Source organism: Aeromonas sp. Y311-2 (genome assembly GCF_027706025.1).
In the GTDB taxonomy this organism is placed as follows: Bacteria; Pseudomonadota; Gammaproteobacteria; order Enterobacterales; family Aeromonadaceae; genus Aeromonas; species Aeromonas veronii.
In genome coordinates this window covers 154,717-173,125 of sequence record NZ_JAPDCL010000001.1, presented here as the reverse complement: position 1 = coordinate 173,125, position 18,409 = coordinate 154,717, and the positions used below count along the sequence as shown (strand labels likewise).

General features: G+C 59.2%; 17 protein-coding genes, 1 other RNA gene and 1 riboswitch. Of the genes, 8 read left to right on the top strand and 10 right to left on the bottom strand.

The genetic code is table 11. From position 1 onward, the window contains the following. Nucleotides 1-7 precede the first annotated feature (7 nt). The 3 genes from OKC42_RS00775 to moaA form a co-directional block, all read right to left on the bottom strand. Nucleotides 8-262 carry a chaperone NapD gene (locus OKC42_RS00775; RefSeq protein WP_031227438.1) on the bottom strand — a complete coding sequence of 85 codons (255 nt, stop codon included), beginning with the start codon at nucleotides 260-262 and terminating at the stop codon, nucleotides 8-10. Between the two features lie 29 nt (nucleotides 263-291). Then, nucleotides 292-834 carry a ferredoxin-type protein NapF gene (gene napF / locus OKC42_RS00770; RefSeq protein WP_270818926.1) on the bottom strand — a complete coding sequence of 181 codons (543 nt, stop codon included), beginning with the start codon at nucleotides 832-834 and terminating at the stop codon, nucleotides 292-294. A gap of 239 nt (nucleotides 835-1,073) precedes the next feature. Beyond that, the gene (gene moaA, locus OKC42_RS00765) at nucleotides 1,074-2,069 is read right to left on the bottom strand and encodes a GTP 3',8-cyclase MoaA (RefSeq protein WP_270818925.1); all 996 of its coding nucleotides are present in this window, start codon (nucleotides 2,067-2,069) and stop codon (nucleotides 1,074-1,076) included. Continuing rightward, nucleotides 2,057-2,197: riboswitch (molybdenum cofactor riboswitch) on the bottom strand. It overlaps the preceding gene by 13 nt. A 78-nt stretch (nucleotides 2,198-2,275) precedes the next feature. Here moaA and narQ point away from each other — a divergent pair. The 3 genes from narQ to OKC42_RS00750 all read left to right on the top strand — a co-directional run bounded on the left by narQ (nucleotide 2,276) and on the right by OKC42_RS00750 (nucleotide 5,305). Further along, nucleotides 2,276-3,988 carry a nitrate/nitrite two-component system sensor histidine kinase NarQ gene (gene narQ / locus OKC42_RS00760; protein WP_005334468.1) on the top strand — a complete coding sequence of 571 codons (1,713 nt, stop codon included), beginning with the start codon at nucleotides 2,276-2,278 and terminating at the stop codon, nucleotides 3,986-3,988. Continuing rightward, entirely contained in the window at nucleotides 3,988-4,626 is a 639-nt protein-coding gene (gene narL, locus OKC42_RS00755; RefSeq protein ID WP_005334471.1) for a two-component system response regulator NarL, read from the top strand. Before narQ ends, narL begins: the two co-directional genes overlap by 1 nt. Before the next feature lie 103 nt (nucleotides 4,627-4,729). Further along, nucleotides 4,730-5,305, top strand: coding sequence for an LON peptidase substrate-binding domain-containing protein (locus OKC42_RS00750; protein ID WP_005334473.1), 576 nt, complete (start codon nucleotides 4,730-4,732; stop codon nucleotides 5,303-5,305). Nucleotides 5,306-5,553: 248 nt separating this feature from the next. Here OKC42_RS00750 and OKC42_RS00745 read toward each other — a convergent pair whose 3' ends face one another. Together OKC42_RS00745 and OKC42_RS00740 are read right to left on the bottom strand one after the other, a co-directional pair. Further along, nucleotides 5,554-7,650, bottom strand: coding sequence for a hybrid sensor histidine kinase/response regulator (locus tag OKC42_RS00745; protein WP_270818923.1), 2,097 nt, complete (start codon nucleotides 7,648-7,650; stop codon nucleotides 5,554-5,556). A gap of 31 nt (nucleotides 7,651-7,681) precedes the next feature. Next, nucleotides 7,682-8,866, bottom strand: coding sequence for an FIST signal transduction protein (locus OKC42_RS00740; RefSeq protein WP_270818922.1), 1,185 nt, complete (start codon nucleotides 8,864-8,866; stop codon nucleotides 7,682-7,684). Nucleotides 8,867-8,979: 113 nt separating this feature from the next. On the opposite strand from OKC42_RS00740, the gene OKC42_RS00735 reads away from it, so the two are divergent. Then, nucleotides 8,980-9,894 (top strand): gluconeogenesis factor YvcK family protein, encoded by a 915-nt coding sequence (locus OKC42_RS00735; protein ID WP_047438497.1) that lies wholly within the window; start codon nucleotides 8,980-8,982, stop codon nucleotides 9,892-9,894. Between the two features lie 31 nt (nucleotides 9,895-9,925). Here OKC42_RS00735 and OKC42_RS00730 read toward each other — a convergent pair whose 3' ends face one another. The 3 genes from OKC42_RS00730 to lpcA all read right to left on the bottom strand — a co-directional run bounded on the left by OKC42_RS00730 (nucleotide 9,926) and on the right by lpcA (nucleotide 12,098). Further along, nucleotides 9,926-10,261 (bottom strand): Hpt domain-containing protein, encoded by a 336-nt coding sequence (locus OKC42_RS00730; protein WP_270818919.1) that lies wholly within the window; start codon nucleotides 10,259-10,261, stop codon nucleotides 9,926-9,928. A 290-nt stretch (nucleotides 10,262-10,551) separates the two neighbouring features. After that, nucleotides 10,552-11,361 (bottom strand): class II glutamine amidotransferase, encoded by an 810-nt coding sequence (locus tag OKC42_RS00725; protein ID WP_019446544.1) that lies wholly within the window; start codon nucleotides 11,359-11,361, stop codon nucleotides 10,552-10,554. A 158-nt stretch (nucleotides 11,362-11,519) separates the two neighbouring features. Further along, complete coding sequence (lpcA, locus tag OKC42_RS00720; RefSeq protein ID WP_005334485.1) at nucleotides 11,520-12,098, bottom strand: D-sedoheptulose 7-phosphate isomerase; 579 nt, start codon at nucleotides 12,096-12,098, stop codon at nucleotides 11,520-11,522. A 255-nt stretch (nucleotides 12,099-12,353) separates the two neighbouring features. On the opposite strand from lpcA, the gene fadE reads away from it, so the two are divergent. Beyond that, a complete protein-coding gene (gene fadE / locus OKC42_RS00715) occupies nucleotides 12,354-14,810 on the top strand; it encodes an acyl-CoA dehydrogenase FadE (RefSeq protein ID WP_257690406.1) in 2,457 nt (818 codons plus the stop codon). A gap of 179 nt (nucleotides 14,811-14,989) precedes the next feature. Continuing rightward, nucleotides 14,990-16,264: an amidohydrolase gene (locus tag OKC42_RS00710; RefSeq protein ID WP_270818916.1), complete on the top strand. Its 1,275-nt coding sequence runs from the start codon at nucleotides 14,990-14,992 to the stop codon at nucleotides 16,262-16,264. Between the two features lie 81 nt (nucleotides 16,265-16,345). On the opposite strand, the gene OKC42_RS00705 is transcribed toward OKC42_RS00710, so the two are convergent. Together OKC42_RS00705 and OKC42_RS00700 are read right to left on the bottom strand one after the other, a co-directional pair. Beyond that, nucleotides 16,346-16,693, bottom strand: a complete 348-nt coding sequence (locus tag OKC42_RS00705; RefSeq protein ID WP_042054648.1) for an RnfH family protein — start codon at nucleotides 16,691-16,693, stop codon at nucleotides 16,346-16,348. Then, nucleotides 16,686-17,120, bottom strand: coding sequence for an SRPBCC family protein (locus tag OKC42_RS00700; protein ID WP_005334496.1), 435 nt, complete (start codon nucleotides 17,118-17,120; stop codon nucleotides 16,686-16,688). The genes OKC42_RS00705 and OKC42_RS00700 overlap by 8 nt, the downstream gene beginning before the upstream one ends. A gap of 169 nt (nucleotides 17,121-17,289) precedes the next feature. On the opposite strand from OKC42_RS00700, the gene smpB reads away from it, so the two are divergent. Both smpB and ssrA read left to right on the top strand, forming a co-directional pair. Continuing rightward, a complete protein-coding gene (gene smpB, locus OKC42_RS00695) occupies nucleotides 17,290-17,778 on the top strand; it encodes an SsrA-binding protein SmpB (RefSeq protein ID WP_005334498.1) in 489 nt (162 codons plus the stop codon). A gap of 166 nt (nucleotides 17,779-17,944) precedes the next feature. Next, nucleotides 17,945-18,304: a transfer-messenger RNA gene (gene ssrA / locus OKC42_RS00690) on the top strand. The last annotated feature ends 105 nt before the right edge of the window (nucleotides 18,305-18,409 follow it).

Below are 18,409 nucleotides of genomic sequence, written 5' to 3'. Positions count from 1 at the left end.
ACTCTTTTCAGTGACCGCCCAGTTCATCGAACTGGTGGTAAATCAGGGCGGCAGAGAGCACACCCGGCATCGCCTGTATCGCATCAATGGCCGCCATGATCGGCCGCTGGCTCGGACCTTCCAGGGTCACGACCAGCTTGCCCTCGTCACTGACGGCGTGGATCTCGGCCCCTTCAAGGGCGCCAATCTGCTCGGCGAGCTGATGGCGCAAAGGGGGCTGAGTCAGCACCACCAGACTCGATACATGGAACTCCTGATCCATTGTGGCTTCTGTGTCACACGGCTTCTGACTCATTCTGACTCCTGCTTGAGGGGGGGCTGACTCGCACCACCGGATGGGGCGGCTCGCCCGTCGACCTTGATGCTGCCAACTGGACAATCCTGCACACAGGCGCCGCAGCCATTACAGCGATCCGGCTCGACCGTCGGGGTGGGCACACGCCCCAGCACCGGAATAAAACGAATGGCATTGGGCTCACAGCTGTCCTGACAGCGCTGGCAGAACACCTGACCATTGGCCAGACAGTTGGCCTCGATATGGGCCTTGTAGTGCCAGGGGGACTCGCTGGTCGGGCGAAACACAGGCGCCTTGCAGACCGTGACGCACTCGGTGCAGAAGGTGCATTCGCCACGCTGGAAATCGACCACCGGAAAACCGCCCTCGCCATTCACCAGGATCTGCTCCGGACAGGCCGCCAGACACTCCCCGCAGCGGGTGCAGTCGGCGACAAATGCCGACCAGTTGACTGACCAGGGCAACTGCACCGGCGGTTCGGCGGTTCTCAGCCGCCCCCGGAACAGGCCGCGGCGGGCAAGATCGATCTCATCCGGCATGTTGACTCCTGTTCTGGTGAAAAAGGGGACAGTGCGAGTCCATGATTGGCATTCTTGATACCAATTATAAGAGTGGGTGTATATTGCGGCCCTGACAAGGTAAGGGATATACCACCAGGGAGATAAACAGGGGGGATTCTTGCGCCAGATCAAAGCCTTGCAGCGCAATAAAAATGGAGGTATCGGTTAAAATACCTCCATGTGAGGATTGCTATTTAATCGTTGGCGATTTTTTGCGGTTATCCGCCGATCGAGGCGAGATGAGGGGTGATGCCGGCATTGCCCTCATGGAGACGATGGGTGGCACTCTTGCCCGCCAGTGCCGCGCGAATGCGCTGTTGCAGCTCATCAGATTGTGCATCTGCGCCGAGCAGATCCCGCAGGTCAATGCCGTTGTCGCCAAACAGGCAAAGATGCAGCTTCCCCAGCGAGGAGACCCGCAGCCGGTTGCAACCGGCACAGAAATCCTTGCTATAGGGCATGATGAGCCCCACCCCACCTTGCGAATCGGGGTGCATAAAGACCTGCGCCGGACCGTCATCCGTGCCCCGCAACTGCTGCACCCAGCCGCTCTCCAGCAAGCGCTGTTTGATCTGTTCGCCGCTGACATGGTGGTCACGAAACAGGGTATCCATCTCGCCGGTCTGCATCAGCTCGATAAAGCGCAGCTCGATGGGCTTGTGTCTGATCCAGCCCAGAAAGGCATCGAGCTGGTAGTCGTTGAGCCCCTTGAGCAGCACAGCATTGATCTTCACCGATTTGAAACCGGCGGCCAGTGCTGCTTCGATCCCCTCCATCACCTCGGCCAGCTTGTTCTCACCGGTGATCTGGTGAAACTGGCGCGGGTCGAGACTGTCGACACTGACATTCAGCGCGTTGAGTCCGGCATCAAACCACTCCTGAGCCCGCTCCTTGAGGCGATAGCCGTTGGTGGTCATGGCGACCTTCTCGATACCCGGGGTGGAGGCAACCACCTTGACGATCTCGGTGAAATCGCGGCGCAGGGATGGCTCGCCCCCCGTGATGCGCACCTTGCGGGTGCCCATGGCTGCAAAACCGCTGACCACGCGGCGGATCTCGTCAATCGAGAGAAAGGGTTGACGCCCCGCTTTGTGACCTTCGGGGGGGCGATAACCGTCAGGCAAACAATAGGTGCAACGGAAATTGCACACATCGGTCACCGACAGACGCAAATAGTAAAAACGACGGGAAAAACCATCTTCAAGTGGCAACATAAACACCTTTCCAAATACGGGAGGCCAGGGCATTTCTTTCCTGACCCTTACAGCTCGAACGTCGGCTGACGGCTGGTTTCCCCCTATCGCTAGGACTTAGGCAAAACCGCTCGGAGTTCATCTAGTTTTTCGATGCTAACACAAGTTGGAGTACACTCCCACGCATCTTGCGGGGTCCTTATCACTATTCAGAGGTGCGCATCAGTATGGGAAAACGGTTCAGGGTCCATTCGGTCAGCAGTGCCATTGGCCGTGCCATGGTGTTGATCCTCTTCATGGCCAGCCTGATCGCGCTGGTCGCCATGGTCACCCTCTTCTACTCGGTACCCGATGCCAAGGCGATCAACCTCTCCGGTTCGCTGCGGATGCAGGCCTACCGGATGGCCTACGAAATCGAGCGGGGCGACAGCGTGCTGGGGCGCCTCTCCCAGTTTGAAGAGACCCTGCACGCCGAAGAGCTGCAGGAGACCCAGCGCTGGATCACTCCTGCCTCCCTGCGTCGCACCTATGGCGAGGTGCTGGGCCAGTGGCAGGTGATGCGCCAGCACATCGAGGATCGCACCCCCAGACGGTACACCGATAACACCGAGCAGTTTGTGGCGGCCATCGATAATTTCGTCAATCAGATGCAGTACCACGTGGAATTCAAGGTGAGGATGCTGGCGCTTGCGGAGGGGCTCGGCCTGCTGGCCATCATCACCATCGCCTGGTTCACTGTGCGCTTCACCCGCCAGCAGGTGGTCGCCCCCCTCAACCAGCTGGTCTACTGTGCCCGCCAGATCCAGCGGCAGGATTTCGATCTTAAGCTGCCCGCCCACGGCGAAAACGAGCTGGGGGAGCTGTCACGCGCCTTCGTCACCATGGCCGACGAGCTGGGCAAGCTCTATCGGGAACTGGAAAACAAGGTGGAAGAGAAAACCGCCAAGCTGCAGCAGGCCAATGACACCCTCTCGTTTCTCTACTCAACCGCCCAGAAGCTGCACGCGGCTCCACTCAGTACCCGTACCCTCATCAAACTGCTGGACCGCGCCGCCGCCCACCAGCATATCGACCATATCCGGCTGACCCGCTTCGAACACAACGCCATGCCGGTCTATATCTCGGGGCGCACCGGCTGGCCCGGCGATCTCGATGCGGTGGCCAGCTTTTATCTGCAGATGGATGAGCAGGAGTTCGGCCGCCTCGACATCATCAGCCAACACCCCATCGATGAGCGGTTGATTAAAAACTTCACCATGCTGCTGGCTCAGGTGCTGCACAAAGACCAGACCCTGCTGCAGCAGCAGCGACTGCTGCTGATGGAGGAGCGGGCGGTGATCGCCCGCGAGCTGCACGACTCGCTGGCGCAGGCCCTCTCCTATCTCAAGATCCAGTCCACCCTGCTCAAGCGCTCTTACGCCAAGGGACAACATGACAAGGCGCAGGAGGCGATGCAGCAGATCGACGAGGGGCTTAGCAATGCCTATACCCAGTTGCGCGAACTGCTCGGTACCTTCCGTCTCACCATTGGCGATGCCAATCTGGGGGAAGCGATCCGCGTCATGCTTGATCAACTGCAGCCTCAGACCCAGGCCGAAATCCGGTTCCATTACGGACTGGCCGACAACGACCTAGAGGCGGGCCAGCATATCCACATTTTGCAGTTGATCCGTGAGGCAGTGCTCAATGCCATCAAACATGCCAACGCGCAAGTGATTGATGTTAGCTGTGAGACCCTCGCCAGTGGTAACATTGAGGTTCAGATTTCAGATGACGGTGTCGGGATCGGACTCGCCAGCTCGGCGATCAACCATTACGGGTTGAGCATCATGAACGAGCGCGCCAGCAAACTGCACGGTCTGCTGACCATCAACGAGCAGCAACCACAAGGCACCTGCGTGCATCTGACCTTTCCCACCAGTCTAGCGAGAGACGCCTGATGGACGAGATGAAATACACAGTTCTGGTCGTAGATGACCATCCCCTCATGCGCAAAGGGATTGTGCAGTTGCTGGCTCTGGAAGAGAACATGGAGGTGACCGGTGAAGCCTCCAACGGCACAGATGCCGTGGCGCTGGCCAAAGAGTCCGAGCCGGACCTGATCCTGCTCGACCTCAACATGAAGGGGCTCTCCGGCCTCGATACCCTCAAGGCGCTGCGGGCCGAAGAGATCACCTCCCGGGTGGTGATCCTCACCGTCTCCGATGCCCGTCAGGATGTGGTGGCTTTGCTCAAGGCCGGTGCCGACGGCTACCTGCTCAAGGATACCGAGCCTGATCTGCTGCTGGCCCAGCTGGCCGACGTGATGACCGGCAAGCAGATCCTGAGCGAACCGCTGCGCCCCTATCTCGAAAACATCTACGAGCTGGATCACCTGCAGCAGAAGCTGGAAAGCTTAACGCGTCGCGAAATGCAAATCCTGCGCGAAATTGCAAAAGGCCTCTCCAACAAACAGGTCGCCTCGGTACTCCATATCTCCGAGGGAACGGTCAAGGTTCACGTGAAGAGCCTGCTGAAGAAACTCGAGGCGCAAAGCCGCGTGGAAGCGGCTGTCATGTATCTGGAGCAGCGCAACTAAGCGCCCTCAACCGCCCGAAAAGCCACCCTCCGGTGGCTTTTTTCATTCTCTGGCACAGTCGCTGCATTGTCATATTCAGCAACTACTCAATGGAGGATGGAACATGAAACTACAACCTTTGGCACTGTTCCCCTTGCCTTCCCACATACTGCCGGGCGGCAAGCTTCCTCTGCGTCTGTTCGAGCCACGCCACCTGCAGATGCTCAAGGAGTCATTCATCAACGATCAGGGCTTTGGCATCGTGATGGAAGAGTCGACCACCTCGGGACAGTCCGGCCGCATTCTGCCGGTGGGCACCCGGGTCAAGGTGACCGACTTCTACACCCTCAATGATGGCCTGCTGGGGGTGACGGTACTGGGACTGGAGCGCTTCTGCATCCACGAGATGGAAACAGACGAGATGGGGCTGCGCCGGGCCAAGGTGGAGATGCTGCCCAACTGGCCGAGCACCCACTCCGATTTCAACGACAAGCTGCTGGTCAATCGCCTGCGGGAAGTATTCGAGCAGTATCCGGAGCTTGATGAACTCTATCCGGACAAGCGCTTTGAAGATGCCGCCTGGCTCTGCCAACGCTGGCTCGAGATATTGCCGATGCCGATTTATGAAAAGCAGATGCTGATTGCCAAACAAAACAGCGAAGCGGCCCGTAAATTCCTGCATCGCCTGATTTCACAATGACAAAAACAGCGTTGCAAAATGCAATTATTCCAACAATGAAAATGTGAAATTCGCATTTTGCGAGTTAGTAGGAACGCAGAACGCCATAACAAGAGAGAGCCGCTGCGCTAAACGGCCAAAATTGAACACAAAAGAGTCTAAAAAAGTTGGCACAGATTTTTCATATAGATTGATACAACCCGATTTATCCCGTGCTCTCTTCAGTATTTGCTGAAGAACTGGTCAACCCACAAAGTTGACCATTTTTTTTATCCGCGCGTCGGCAACCGCTGACCAAAGTGACGCTGCAAACACTCTCTCAGCCGCGACAAGGTGATAGGCTTGGCGAGAAAGTCATCCATCCCCTGCGCCAGACAGCACGCCTTGTCCTCCGCCATCGCATTGGCCGTCAGGGCGACGATAGGCATAGTACATCCCAACTCACGCAAGCGCCGGGTGGCTTCCAGTCCGTCCATCAGGGGCATCCGCATATCCATCAGGATCAGATCCGGGAGCTGCTCATCCACCTGCGCCAGCGCCTCCAGACCATTGGCTGCCAGCCGTACCTTGCCCACCAGTTTTTGCAGCATCAGCGACACCACCAACTGATTCACTGGGCTGTCCTCCACCACCAGCACATCCAGTGGCAGCAGTGCCGAAGCCCCCTCCTCCCGCTGCGGCTGGCTATGGCAGGGTAGCGCCATGCCGGGCAGTTCGAACCAGAAACAGCTTCCCTTGCCCGGCTCGCTCTTCAGGTGGATCTCTCCCCCCATAAGCGTCACCAGACGCTTGCTGATGGCAAGACCGAGACCTGTACCGGAAAAACGCCGGGTGGCCGAGTTGTCGACCTGGGAGAAGGGTTCAAACAGCAGCGCCTGATCCGCATCAGCGATACCGATCCCGGTGTCGGAGACCGAGATCAGCAGCTTCTCATCCTGCCAACCCAGGTGCAGTGTTACCTGTCCCTGCTCGGTAAATTTGAGGGCGTTGTCCAGCAGATTGCCCATCACCTGTGACAAACGCATCGGATCCCCCTGCAACTCCCGGGGGACCGACTCATCGACCCGATAAACCAGCGCGATCCCCTTGGCGGTCGCGCGAGCTTGCAGCGGCTCGACCAGAGATTGGCAAAGCTGGACGGGTTGCAGGGTCTCGCAGTGAAACACCAGGGTTTGCGACTCGATTTTCGAAAAATCGAGCACGTCGTCGATGATGGTTTGCAGCAATCTGGCCGAGTGGGTGGCATGGCGCAGCAGGCTCTGTTGCTCCGGCGCCAGCTCGGCATGCTGCACCAGATCGAGCATCCCCAACACCGCATTCATGGGCGAACGGATCTCGTGGGTCATCATGGCCAAAAACTGGGACTTGGCACGGTTGGCCGCTTCGGCCTCATCCCGTGCCCGCGCCAGCTCCTCTTCACGGCGGATCTGGTTGCTGATATCCCGGGCAGTGCCACGATAACCGATAAACTGGGCATCATGGTCAAAACAGGGCTCGGCGCTCACTTCCATCCAGCAGGGGCCGTGTTGCAGCGCAACCTGCATCCGCACCCCTCGCACCGGCTGGCGCAGCGCCAAAAGCTGCAGGTATTTCTGGGCATCGCAGCTCTGCTTGTTGCAGACGTAGTCATAGAGGGTCGGCCGGGTCGCCTGCGGGGTCATCTCATCCAGATAACCCGGCTCAGAGGCATAACTGAGGCGATGCTCGGCATCTGTCTCCCAGAACCAGTCCGAAGCCATGGCGGCGAAGCTGCGAAAACGGCGTTCGCTGGCCTGCAGCGCTTCGGTTTTTACTGCGACCTGCTCCTGCAAGCGGGCCCGATAGGTGATGTTGACCAGCGCCTGGGCGATGAGCGGACGGCAACGCTCCATGGCGGCCTTGCTGGTGAGATCGAAGGTGCCCGCCCGGGCGTGGCGGCAGATGAGGGTAGCGGTAAAACCGGGGGCCTGTAGCCCGGTCAGCATCACGCTGGCCCAGCCCGGCTCGCTCGCCAGCGGCGCCAGCTCAGGCAGCTGGGCGGGATCGTAAATCACCAGGGTTTCACCCGAAATGGCGCGGGCAAATGCCGGAGTCATGCGCCAGCTGCGGGCTGATAGCATTGGCTCGGTACTGAGGTGGGTACTTCCCTGCTCCCCTTCCCAGGCCACCACATCCGCGTGCTCAAAGCCGATAAAGGGTTTGAGCACCTGGATAAGGCTCTCCAGCACCTGCTCCAACGTCTTGGCATCAGCGAGGGTGGCAACCCCGCCCAGCAGGGTCTGGGACTCGTGACGATACTTGGCCTCGCGCTCGCGGCAACGTATAAGATCGACCAGTGTGGTCTGCAATTTGTCGCCGAGGGCTTCCAGTTCACTGTTGCCAATCATCTTGTTGCCTGCTCTGTTATGTTCTGCCGACTCAACGGGTCAGGAAAATCACGCTCGATACCATCAGGTTGCCGTGGGCCAGCTCGCTATTGGGCAACCGCCCCTGCTCGCCGAAGGTAAAGGGGGTGATAAAGGGGATCTTGCCGAGGCGAGCCTGGCTCTGCTCGACAAATTGGCACAACATATCACCTAGCGCCAAACGGCAACCAGCACAAAAGATGATGAGCGCGCCGATAGGCTGCAATTCCACATCGACCCCATACCCTGGCTCAACGCGCATGGCATTGAGGCTGCGCTGCAACAACCCTTCCTGACTGCTGTACATTAACAGCAGACGCTCCCCTTGCACCACATCGGTAAAGAGCCGCAGCCCGCCCTGTTCGGTCACAGCTTCAGGATGGGAGAGTTTGTAGTAAGGAATGCCATCCAGCGCTCCCACCTGACGAGCCAGCGGGGTGAGCGTGGTCTCCCGCAAAATCGCCCCCACCGGCCAGGGCTGCTCGCGCCCGCACCAGCGGGCATAGACCTCGGCGGCAGGTTGGTGATCGATAGTGAGTACCTCCCGCCCGTTGCAGGCGGTGATCTCGCCGCTGAATTCGGCAGGCACATAGCCCGAGTGAAACTGAAAAGCGAGCTGGCAATCGGGATAGAGCACCGCCAGACCGATGCCATCCTGAGCCACCGCCTCATCCCAGCAGAGCTGCCAGTCACCGCTGACGCTACTATCAGCCGCGGATCCACCGACCACCGGCACCGAGGCACCAAGTTCGGCCTCGATACCGGCCAGCAGCCCCTCTTCCTTGCCGGGACTGGCATGAAACAGGATCAGCTGGGGCAGCTCGCCCGGCCGACCACAGTCGCTCATGGCTCGGCGCAGCAACTGCCGCACATCCACCCCGTCACCGCTGGCACCGGCTACCCCGAATGCCCCTTTTTCATCATACAGGGCAGCAACGGCCAGCCCATATCCGTCTCGGGCGTGGTGTCCCATCTCGGTCATGACACCACCGCAAGAGCTGCACCCAAGCAGGCGGGTCGTCGGGAACTGGCGTTTGAGCGCGTCGCGCAGTATCGCCCCCTCATGGGCTTGGGTAAAATAGAGTAACAGCAGGGAGGGGGCCTGATCGGCATGGTGGCGCAGCTGCGCGCAGATATCTTGGGCCGCCAGCGATGAATTCTGGGCGAGGGAGTGAACGGTCAGAAATTTCAACACCATCTCCTTGTTTTATCGAATGGCAGTCTCAAGCAAAAATCATACCTTTATCAAACAATTATCTCGCTTCGCTTGCTAACATAGCGGTCAACTGAGACCAATAACAGGACGCCCATATGTGGCAAAAAAACATCAATGACTTCGATCGGGTCGTTGCCATCGGTGGTGGCCATGGCATGGGACGAGTGCTTTCGTCCCTCTCGTTTCTCGGTCAACGGCTCACCGGCATCGTCGCCACCACAGATGATGGTGGCTCGACCGGACGCCTGCGCAAGAGTCAGGAGTGCATCGCCTGGGGCGATCTGCGCAACTGCCTGAACCAGCTGGTGACCGATCCCAGCATCGGCAGCCTGTTGTTCGAGTACCGCTTCGCCGGCAAAGGCGAGCTGGCGGGCCACAACCTTGGCAACTTGATGCTGCTGGCGCTCGATAATCTCTGTGTCCGTCCTCTTGATGCTATCAAGCTGATCAGTGACATGCTCAAAATCGAGTCACAATTGCTACCCATGTCTGAATTTCCCACCGATCTCTGCGCCCATATGGAGTGTGGCACCCAGATCCTGGGAGAGGTATCCATCGATCAACTGGCAACACCGCCTCTCTCCCTCGGCCTGATGCCGGAGGTGCAAGCGACCCGGGAAGCGGTGCTGGCACTGCAGCAGGCGGACATGATCATTCTGGGGCCGGGCAGTTTTCTCACCTCCATCATGCCGCCACTGCTGCTGGCCGAGATCGCCCAGGCCATCAACGAGAGCAGCGCCATGCTGGTTTTTGTCTGTAATCTGGTGGCGGAAAACGGCCCTGCCAGCCAGCTGGATCTGATGAGTCAGTGTCGCTGGCTGGAATCCCGGGTCGGTCAGGGTCGGCTGGATGCCATCCTGGCCCCACAAGGCGCGGGTGATGCGGGGGACTGGCAAGGGCGAGTGATCGAAGCCGAGCTGGGCGAGCTTGAGCTGCCCCATCGGCACGATCGGTTGAAGCTGAAACTGGCGCTGGACCGGATCATCCAGCAACTGCTCAACCAGCGTTAGGCAACGGTCCCGGCATCCCTGCATGGCGCCGTTACTGATAATCGGCAAGAAACGCGAGCACCTGGGGCAAGGAGGCCTCCAGCAGTTTCAACTGGTGCTCCGCCTCGGCCACATCGGCCTGCTTGCTGGCCATCTCCAGCGCCATCACCTGCTGATAACTCGGTATGGCGCCGTAGCTGCCACAGGATGATTTCATGCTGTGTGCCACCCGAGCCAGCGCCTCCCACTCCCCCTGTTCATAGAGGGGTCTGAGCTGACTCAGCTGCTCGCCCACCTCTTCAATAAAGACTGCGATGACCACGGGCAGCATATCCGGACCGATATCCTCTGCCAGCTGCTGCAACACCTTGCGATCCACCCACTCCATGCGAGGCTCCTCCTGAACGGTATTCAAACAGACCATACTATAGATAGTTTTCGATGTCGTGGCTCACGGCTAGGCAGTGATGAAGCACCCGATTGGATGGCTCAGGGAATAAAGTGGCAAAAATGTGATCGGTATCGAAATAGCGATGCTGAAACGCCCGTCAAGACAACAACTTGATTGCCACAAATTAACAATTGATCAACACTCAATGCCGTCAGAGTGATGATGCTCAGCAACACCTCTCATCCCTTTTGCCTTTTATGGCTGCTGCGAAGAACCAGGGTAGGTATCTACCCTGGTATTTTTTTATCTTGCTCAAGCGCGACCTGGTTGGTCGCCACCCGCTCCCCCATGCGAAACAGATTGAATTCGCCGGGCGCCATTTTGACCCAATTCTCATTGCCGGTCAGCGGACGGGTGGTGATCAGGGTCACCACATCGTTGGGGGTGGTCTCGCTTTGAAAGTCGATCACCACCTCCTCATCCAGCAGGCTCGCCTCGCCAAAGGGCGCACAGCGAGTCAGCCAGTGCAGGTTGTTGCTGCAGTAGCTCATCACATACTCCCCGTCCGAGAGCAGCATGTTGAACACCCCGAACGCTCTGAGCTCGTCACACAGGGTAGCGAGATAGCGAAACATGGCGGGAAAGTTGGCCGGACGCTTGGGATATTTTTGCTCCAGCCGATCGAGCAGCCAGCAGAAGGCGTGCTCGCTGTCGGTATCCCCCACCGGCCGGTGGCGGCCGGTTGGCAGCTTCTTGTAGCCGGTGAGCTGACCGTTGTGGGCGAAGGTCCAGTAACGACCCCACAGCTCACGGGTAAAGGGGTGGGTATTTTCCAGTGACACGCAGCCACGGTTGGCCTGCCGGATGTGGCTGACCACGGCGCAGCTCTTGATGGGCAGCGCCTGTACCAGTCTGGCGATGGGAGATTGGGCGCTGGGCTCGGGATCCTTGAAGGTGCGAAAGCCCTTCCCTTCGTAAAAGGTGATCCCCCAGCCATCCTTGTGGGGCCCGGTCTTGCCGCCGCGCAGCATCAACCCGGTAAAGCTGAAGCAGATATCGGTCGGCACATTGGCACTCATGCCGAGCAGTTCGCACATATCCGGCAGACTCCTTTCATGATTTGGCTTGTGTCATGTTCGACCAGCACACTGGTTCGACAGACAGCAGGGGAAGGCGCAATTCCTTCCCCTGTGGCAGCAACCGGTCGATGACAAACCATCAACCTGTGATGCCCTTGTCCGGTAGCGTGGCCTGATTACTTGGCCATCTCTTTTTCGACCAGCTGGATCAGGATGTGGATCACCTTGATGTGCACTTCCTGAATACGGTCGGCATAGCCAAAGTGCGGAACCCGGATCTCGACATCCGCCAGGCCTGCCATCTTGCCGCCATCCTTGCCGGTCAGGGCGATCACTTTCATCCCTTTGGCGCGGGCAGCCTCGATGGCTTTCAGGATATTGCCGGAGTTGCCGCTGGTGGAGATACCAAGCAGCACGTCGCCACGGCGGCCGACCGCTTCTACGTAACGGGAGAAGACATAGTCATAGCCAAAGTCGTTGGAGACGCAGGAGAGGTGGCTCGGATCGGAGATGGCGATACCGGCGTAACCCGGGCGGTTCTCGCGATAGCGACCGGTCAGCTCTTCGGCAAAGTGCATGGCGTCACAGTGGGAACCACCGTTGCCACAAGAGAGCACCTTGCCCTCTTCTTTGAAAGAGTCGGCCAGCAGTTTGGCAGCCGCCTCGATGTTTTTCAGGTTCTGCTCATCAGCCAGGAAGGCCTGCAGCACGCTGGCAGCTTCGGTCAGTTCATTGCGGATCAATTCTTGGTACATGATGTCTCTTCCACTGTTTTTAGTGTGCGTGTAGATCGCGGCTATTCTCGCACAAGCAAATCGCACAGTCGCCCCCCTGCGAGCCACAGCGCTGGCAGCGCGTGAGCGTTATGGGGATCACAGAGAGAAGGTAATGAAGATGTAAACAGCTTGATAACTTTGTGCGTATGAATTACAACAGGGGCCATATCCAACAGGTCAGACCTCTGGATCAGTTACGCCACGTTGGCAACCTAACCACGCAAGGAGCAAGCAATGACGACGACCCTCACTCTGCTCGGGGTGATCCTGGTTATCGGAGCCCTGGCCTATCGCCGGGCATCCCTGTTCATCTCCACCCTGGTCACCGGCGCCGCCCTGGTGCTTGGCGCCCTCTATGGTCATGTGCCCTTGCTGGTATGGGCGCTGTTCGCGGTGATCGCCATCCCGCTCAATCTGGTGGAATTTCGCCGCAATCAAATAACAAAGCCGCTGTTCAAGATCTACAAATCGATCATGCCGGAGATGTCCCGCACCGAGAAAGAGGCTATCGAAGCGGGTACCACCTGGTGGGAAGCCGATCTGTTCGCGGGCAACCCTGACTGGAAAAAGCTGCACGCCATTCCGGTCAGCGCCCTCTCTGCCGAAGAGCAGGCCTTTATGGATGGCCCGGTCGAGGAAGTGTGCCGCATGGTGAGCGACTGGGAAGTGACCCACGAGCGCGCGGATCTCTCCCCCGAGGTGTGGCAATACCTGAAGGACAACAAGTTCTTCGCCATGATCATCAAGAAGAAATATGGCGGTCTGGAGTTCTCGGCCTACGCCCAGTCCTGCGTCCTGCAAAAACTGTGCGGCGCCAGCGCCGTGCTCGCCTCCACCGTCGGCGTACCCAACTCGCTGGGCCCGGGCGAACTGCTGCAACACTATGGCACTGACGCGCAGAAGGATTACTACCTGCCCCGCCTGGCGGTAGGCAAAGAGATCCCCTGCTTCGCCCTGACCAGCCCGGAAGCGGGTTCTGATGCCGGTTCCATCCCCGACTTCGGTGTCGTCTGCAAGGGCGAGTGGGAAGGAAAAGAAGTGCTCGGTATGCGCCTCACCTGGAACAAGCGCTACATCACGCTCGCCCCCATTGCTACCGTGCTGGGTCTCGCCTTCAAACTGCGTGATCCGGAACACCTGCTGGGTGAAGAGGAAGAGCTCGGCATCACCTGCGCCCTCATTCCCACTCACATCAAGGGGGTCGGCATCGGCCGTCGCCACTTCCCGCTCAACGTGCCGTTCCAGAACGGCCCGACCCAGGGCAAGGATGTGTTCGTCCCGCTCGATTTCATCATCGGTGGCCCGGCCATGGCCGGTCAGGGCTGGCGCATGCTGGTCGAGTGCCTGTCGGTCGGTCGCGGCATCACCTTGCCCTCCAACAGCACTGGCGGCGTCAAGATGCTGGCCCTGGCGAGCGGCGCCTACAGCCGTATCCGTCGCCAGTTCAAGCTGCCCATCGGCAAGATGGAAGGGATTGAAGAGCCGCTGGCCCGCATCGGCGGCAACGCCTACATCATGGGCGCCGCAGCCAACCTGACCGTGACCGGTATCGACCTTGGCGAGAAGCCCTCGGTCATCTCCGCCATCGTCAAATACCATCTCACCGACCGTGCCCAGAAGTGCATCATCGATGCCATGGACATCCACGGCGGCAAAGCCATCTGCATGGGCCCCAACAACTATCTGGCCCGTGGCTATCAGGGTGCCCCCATCGCCGTTACGGTGGAAGGGGCCAACATCCTGACCCGCAGCATGATCATCTACGGTCAGGGCGCTATCCGCTGCCACCCGTATGTACTGCCGGAGATGCTGGCCGCCAGCCACCCCGACAAGGAGCAGGCGCTGAAGGATTTCGACAAGGCGGTATTCAGCCACGTCGGCTTTGCCATCAGCAACCTGGTGCGCAGCTTCTGGCTCGGTATCACCGGCGCACGCTTTGCCGCGGCTCCTTACAAGGATCAGACCAAGGGCTACTACCAGCAGCTCTCCCGCCTCTCGGCCAACCTGGCGTTCCTGTCAGACATGGCGATGGGCACCCTGGGTGGCGAGCTCAAGCGCAAGGAGCGGGTCTCCGCCCGCCTTGGCGACGTGCTGAGCCAGCTCTATCTCGCCTCCAGCGCCCTCAAGCGCTATCAGGACGAGGGACGCCAGCAGGCCGACCTGCCGCTGCTGCACTGGGCACTGCAAGATGCCATGTTCAAGGCACAAGAGGCGATCGACGAGCTGCTGCGCAACTTCCCGAACCGCTGGATTGGTCTTGCCCTGCGCGCGGTGGTGCTGCCGCTGGGTCGTGACCTGAACCGTCCATGCGACAAGCTGGACCAACAGGTTGCCCGTCTGCTGCAAACACCGAGCGAGACCCGCAGCCGCCTGGCCAAGGGGCAATACCTGACTCGCGAAGAGGGCAACCCCTTCGGTCTGCTGGAGCAGGCCCTCGATGACGTACTGGCCGCCGAGCCGCTGTTCGAGAAAGTCTGCAAGAGCGATGGTATCAAGCGTCCCTTCATGGCGCTGGACAAGGTGGCCGACATCGGCCTGGCCGCTGGCGTACTGACCCAGAGCGAAGCCGAGCTGCTGCGCCGCGCCGAGGTAAGTCGCCTGCGCACCATCAACGTCGATGATTTTGACCCCATCGATCTGGTGGCCAACAAGAAGCTGTTTGAACCCTCCGCTTACCATCACGCGGCCTGATAACCAGCTATCGACAACGCCTCCCTTGTGGAGGCGTTTTTTATGGGCGCTCACCACTATTCACGGCCCGAACAGCCACCACTCGCACGCACAGCTCCCCCGACCAGCTGCAGCCCCCGTGTGGTCAGCCGGGAAAAAAGGCACAATAGCCGACAAATCGAATCACCAAGGAAGCCAAGATGACCCTTGAGCACCTGATCCTGTGGCGCCGCGACCTGCACCGCCTGCCGGAAGCCGCCTGGAAAGAGTTTCGCACCACCAGCCTGATTGCCCACCACCTGAGCGAGCTCGGTTATCGCATCGTGCTTGGCGACAAACTGCTGGCCAGCAATCTGATGATGGGCCGTGATGTGGATGTGGCGGCCGAGAAGGCCCGTGCCCGCCGTCAGGGAGCCCATCCCGACTGGCTGGAGCGGATCGGCGATGTCACTGGGCTGATGGGGGAACTGGATACCGGCCGTCCCGGTCCGACCCTGGCCTTTCGCTTCGATATCGATGCGGTGGAGGTTGAAGAGTCCGACGCCGAACAGCACCAACCGCAGCAGGAGGGCTTCGCCTCCCACAACAAGGGGTGGATGCACGCCTGCGCCCACGATGGCCACACCGCCATCGGCATGGGGCTGGCCAGCCAGCTGATGGCGATCAAGGAGCAGCTGTGCGGTCGCATCAAGCTCTTCTTTCAACCCGCCGAAGAGGGGTGCCGCGGTGGCAAGGCGCTGGCTGCCGGTGGCGCACTCGATGACGTGGATGCCCTACTTTCGCTCCATATCGGTATTCACGCTGGCAGCGGCGAGCTGGTGATCAATCCCACCGAATTTCTCTGCTCCACCAAGTTCGACGTCCACTTTATGGGCACCGCCGCACACGCGGGACTCGAACCCAACGCTGGCAGCAATGCGCTGGCCGCCGCCTGCATGGCCACCACCGCCATGCTCGGCATTCCCCGCCACCGCGACGGCATGACCCGCATCAACGTCGGCCAGCTTCACGCAGGCAGCGGTCGCAACGTCATCCCCGATCATGCCGAGCTGCGCGGTGAGACCCGCGGCGCCGACAGTGCGCTCAACGACTACATGTTCAGTCAGGTACAGCGCATCGTCGAAGGTACCGCCCTCGCCCACGGCGTCACCTACCGCATCATCAAGCAGGGTGAGGCCATTGCCCTCGACAACAGCCCGGCGCTGCAGGCCGAGCTGGCGGCGCTGGCCCGCAAGCAGGGGCTCGCCACCATCCAGACTCGCCGCTTTGGCGCCAGCGAAGATGCCGGTTTTCTGATGGAGCGGGTGCAAAAACAGGGGGGCGAAGCGGCTTACCTCATTCTGGGGGCCGATCTGGCGGCGCCGCACCATCACAACGAATTCGATTTCGATGAGCGGGTGATGCAAAGCGGGGTCGAGCTACTGGCCGCCTGGGCCCGCGCCCGGCTGGGTGTGATAGAAGCAGCCCTCTCTTGATATCCCTTCGGCCAGCTCACCGGCTAACGGGATCAAAAAAAGGCGCCTCGGCGCCTTTTTTCTGCAAGAAAAACTTGAGCGCTACTCGCGGAGTTTGCGATGCACATCGGGGCGACCACCGGTCACGCTATCGGCTCTCCCCTCCTCTTTGGCCTTCTCGGCCCGCTTTTTGCGCATCTCGCGGGGATCGGCGATGAGCGGGCGGTAGATCTCGATACGATCGCCGTCGTGCAGCGGCTCGCTCCCTTTCACCGGGCGGCTGTAGATACCGAACTTGTTGACCGCCAGATCGATCTCGGGGTGTTTTTGTACGATGCCGGACTGCTCGATGGCCGCCAGCACGCAGGTCTCGGGCGCAACCCGCAGGGCAATCACCGTCTGCTGCTGCGGCAAGGCATAGACAACCTCGATGTTGAGCTGGTCAGACACCGTAGACCTCCTTCGCCCGGTTGGAGAAGGCGGAGACCATGGAGCTCACCAGATCGCGGAACACCTGACCAAATGCCACCTCGATAAGCTTGGAGGTAAACTCGAAATCGAGATCAAACTCCACCTTGCAGGCGTCGACATCGAGCGGGGTAAAGGTCCACCAGCCCGCCAGCTTGCGGAACGGGCCATCCACCAGCTCCATCCTGATCTGACGGTTCACATCCAGCTGATTGCGGGTAGTAAAGGTCTTGGCAATCCCCGCCTTGGCCACATCGACTGACGCCATCATGTAGTCATCGCCAGCCTCGTGGACACGGCTGCCAACACAGCCGGGCAAAAACTGCGGATAGGCATCCACATCGTTAACCAACTTGAACATCTGTTCTGCACTGAACATCACCAGGGCACTGCGCGTAATTCGGGGCATGGCTTTTCCTCATCCAATCGGCGCGATTTTATCACCATGTTTGGGGTTGTGGAGGTAAAACCTCAGCCAAACCGCTCAGAAAGCCACCACTTGACCTGCTGCGCGTTTTACAGCCGCCCCTGCCTACGTATAATACGAGCCTCCTAGTCATTGCCGGAAATCGCCCGTCATGAGCAAAAAAAACAGTAAAAACAAAGCCGGGTCCAGCACCATTGCACTCAACAGAACCGCGCGCCACGAATACTTCATCGAAGAGAAGATCGAAGCGGGTCTGTCCCTGCAAGGGTGGGAAGTCAAATCCCTGCGGGCGGGCAAGGCCAACATCAGCGAAGCCTATGTCATCTTCCGCGATGGCGAGGCCTATCTGTTCGGCTCCAGCTTCCTGCCACTGCAAGCGGCCTCCAGCCACGTGGTATGTGACCCGACCCGCACCCGCAAACTGCTGCTGAGCCGTCGTGAACTCGACAAGCTCGAAAGCCTGATCGCCCGTCAGGGCTACACCATAGTTCCCCTCGCCCTCTACTGGAAACAGTGCTGGGTCAAGGTCGAGATCGGCCTGGTGAAGGGCAAGAAAGAGCACGACAAGCGCGAAGATACCAAGGCTCGCGAGTGGGATCGGGAAAAAGCTCGAATCATGAAGAACAAGCATCGCGGCTAACCAGCTACTGCCAGGATCAGGACGTCAGTTCACCTTCCCCCGGCGCAGCTGGCTCTTCAGGCTCAGCTGCGTACAATAAATCGGCAAACAGACTGGCTGTCAGAGGGAATGGGTATCAACGCCTTGCTATGACAGCATTTTTGCGTACAATCGCAATTAACAACTTGGGGCTGATTCTGGATTCGACAAGATTCACGAAACCCAAGGTGCATGCCGAGGTGCGGTAGGCCTCGTTAATAAACCGCAAAAAAATAGTCGCAAACGACGAAAACTACGCACTAGCAGCTTAATAACCTGCATAGAGCCCTTCTACCCTAGCTTGCCTGTGTCCTAGGGAATCGGAAGGTCATCCTTCACAGGATCGTGTGGAAGTCCTGCTCGGGGCGGAAGCATTAAAACCAATCGAGCTAGTCAATTCGTGGCGTGTCTCTCCGCAGCGGGTTGGCGAATGTAAAGAGTGACTAAGCATGTAGTGCCAAGGATGTAGTAATTTTGGACGGGGGTTCAAATCCCCCCAGCTCCACCAAACGTTTGGAAAGGGCCACCTCGCAAGAGGTGGCCCTTTTTATTTGTCCATGTCCATGTTGTTTACCGATATCAAACTGGTTGGATTTTTTCCAATATCCCCCTT

What these genes read in the sequence shown, in the direction of transcription:
- moaA (WP_270818925.1), bottom strand. Translation starts at nt 2,069, where the DNA reads ATGTTGCCACTTGAAGATGGTTTTTCCCGTCGTTTTTACTATTTGCGT.
- smpB (WP_005334498.1), top strand. Translation starts at nt 17,290, where the DNA reads ATGAGCAAAAAAAACAGTAAAAACAAAGCCGGGTCCAGCACCATTGCA.
- OKC42_RS00740 (WP_270818922.1), bottom strand. Translation starts at nt 8,866, where the DNA reads ATGGTGTTGAAATTTCTGACCGTTCACTCCCTCGCCCAGAATTCATCG.
- OKC42_RS00725 (WP_019446544.1), bottom strand. Translation starts at nt 11,361, where the DNA reads ATGTGCGAACTGCTCGGCATGAGTGCCAATGTGCCGACCGATATCTGC.
- OKC42_RS00775 (WP_031227438.1), bottom strand. Translation starts at nt 262, where the DNA reads ATGGATCAGGAGTTCCATGTATCGAGTCTGGTGGTGCTGACTCAGCCC.
- narL (WP_005334471.1), top strand. Translation starts at nt 3,988, where the DNA reads ATGGACGAGATGAAATACACAGTTCTGGTCGTAGATGACCATCCCCTC.
- OKC42_RS00735 (WP_047438497.1), top strand. Translation starts at nt 8,980, where the DNA reads ATGTGGCAAAAAAACATCAATGACTTCGATCGGGTCGTTGCCATCGGT.
- lpcA (WP_005334485.1), bottom strand. Translation starts at nt 12,098, where the DNA reads ATGTACCAAGAATTGATCCGCAATGAACTGACCGAAGCTGCCAGCGTG.
- OKC42_RS00745 (WP_270818923.1), bottom strand. Translation starts at nt 7,650, where the DNA reads ATGATTGGCAACAGTGAACTGGAAGCCCTCGGCGACAAATTGCAGACC.
- OKC42_RS00700 (WP_005334496.1), bottom strand. Translation starts at nt 17,120, where the DNA reads ATGCCCCGAATTACGCGCAGTGCCCTGGTGATGTTCAGTGCAGAACAG.
- OKC42_RS00710 (WP_270818916.1), top strand. Translation starts at nt 14,990, where the DNA reads ATGACCCTTGAGCACCTGATCCTGTGGCGCCGCGACCTGCACCGCCTG.
- narQ (WP_005334468.1), top strand. Translation starts at nt 2,276, where the DNA reads ATGGGAAAACGGTTCAGGGTCCATTCGGTCAGCAGTGCCATTGGCCGT.
- OKC42_RS00750 (WP_005334473.1), top strand. Translation starts at nt 4,730, where the DNA reads ATGAAACTACAACCTTTGGCACTGTTCCCCTTGCCTTCCCACATACTG.
- fadE (WP_257690406.1), top strand. Translation starts at nt 12,354, where the DNA reads ATGACGACGACCCTCACTCTGCTCGGGGTGATCCTGGTTATCGGAGCC.
- napF (WP_270818926.1), bottom strand. Translation starts at nt 834, where the DNA reads ATGCCGGATGAGATCGATCTTGCCCGCCGCGGCCTGTTCCGGGGGCGG.
- OKC42_RS00730 (WP_270818919.1), bottom strand. Translation starts at nt 10,261, where the DNA reads ATGGAGTGGGTGGATCGCAAGGTGTTGCAGCAGCTGGCAGAGGATATC.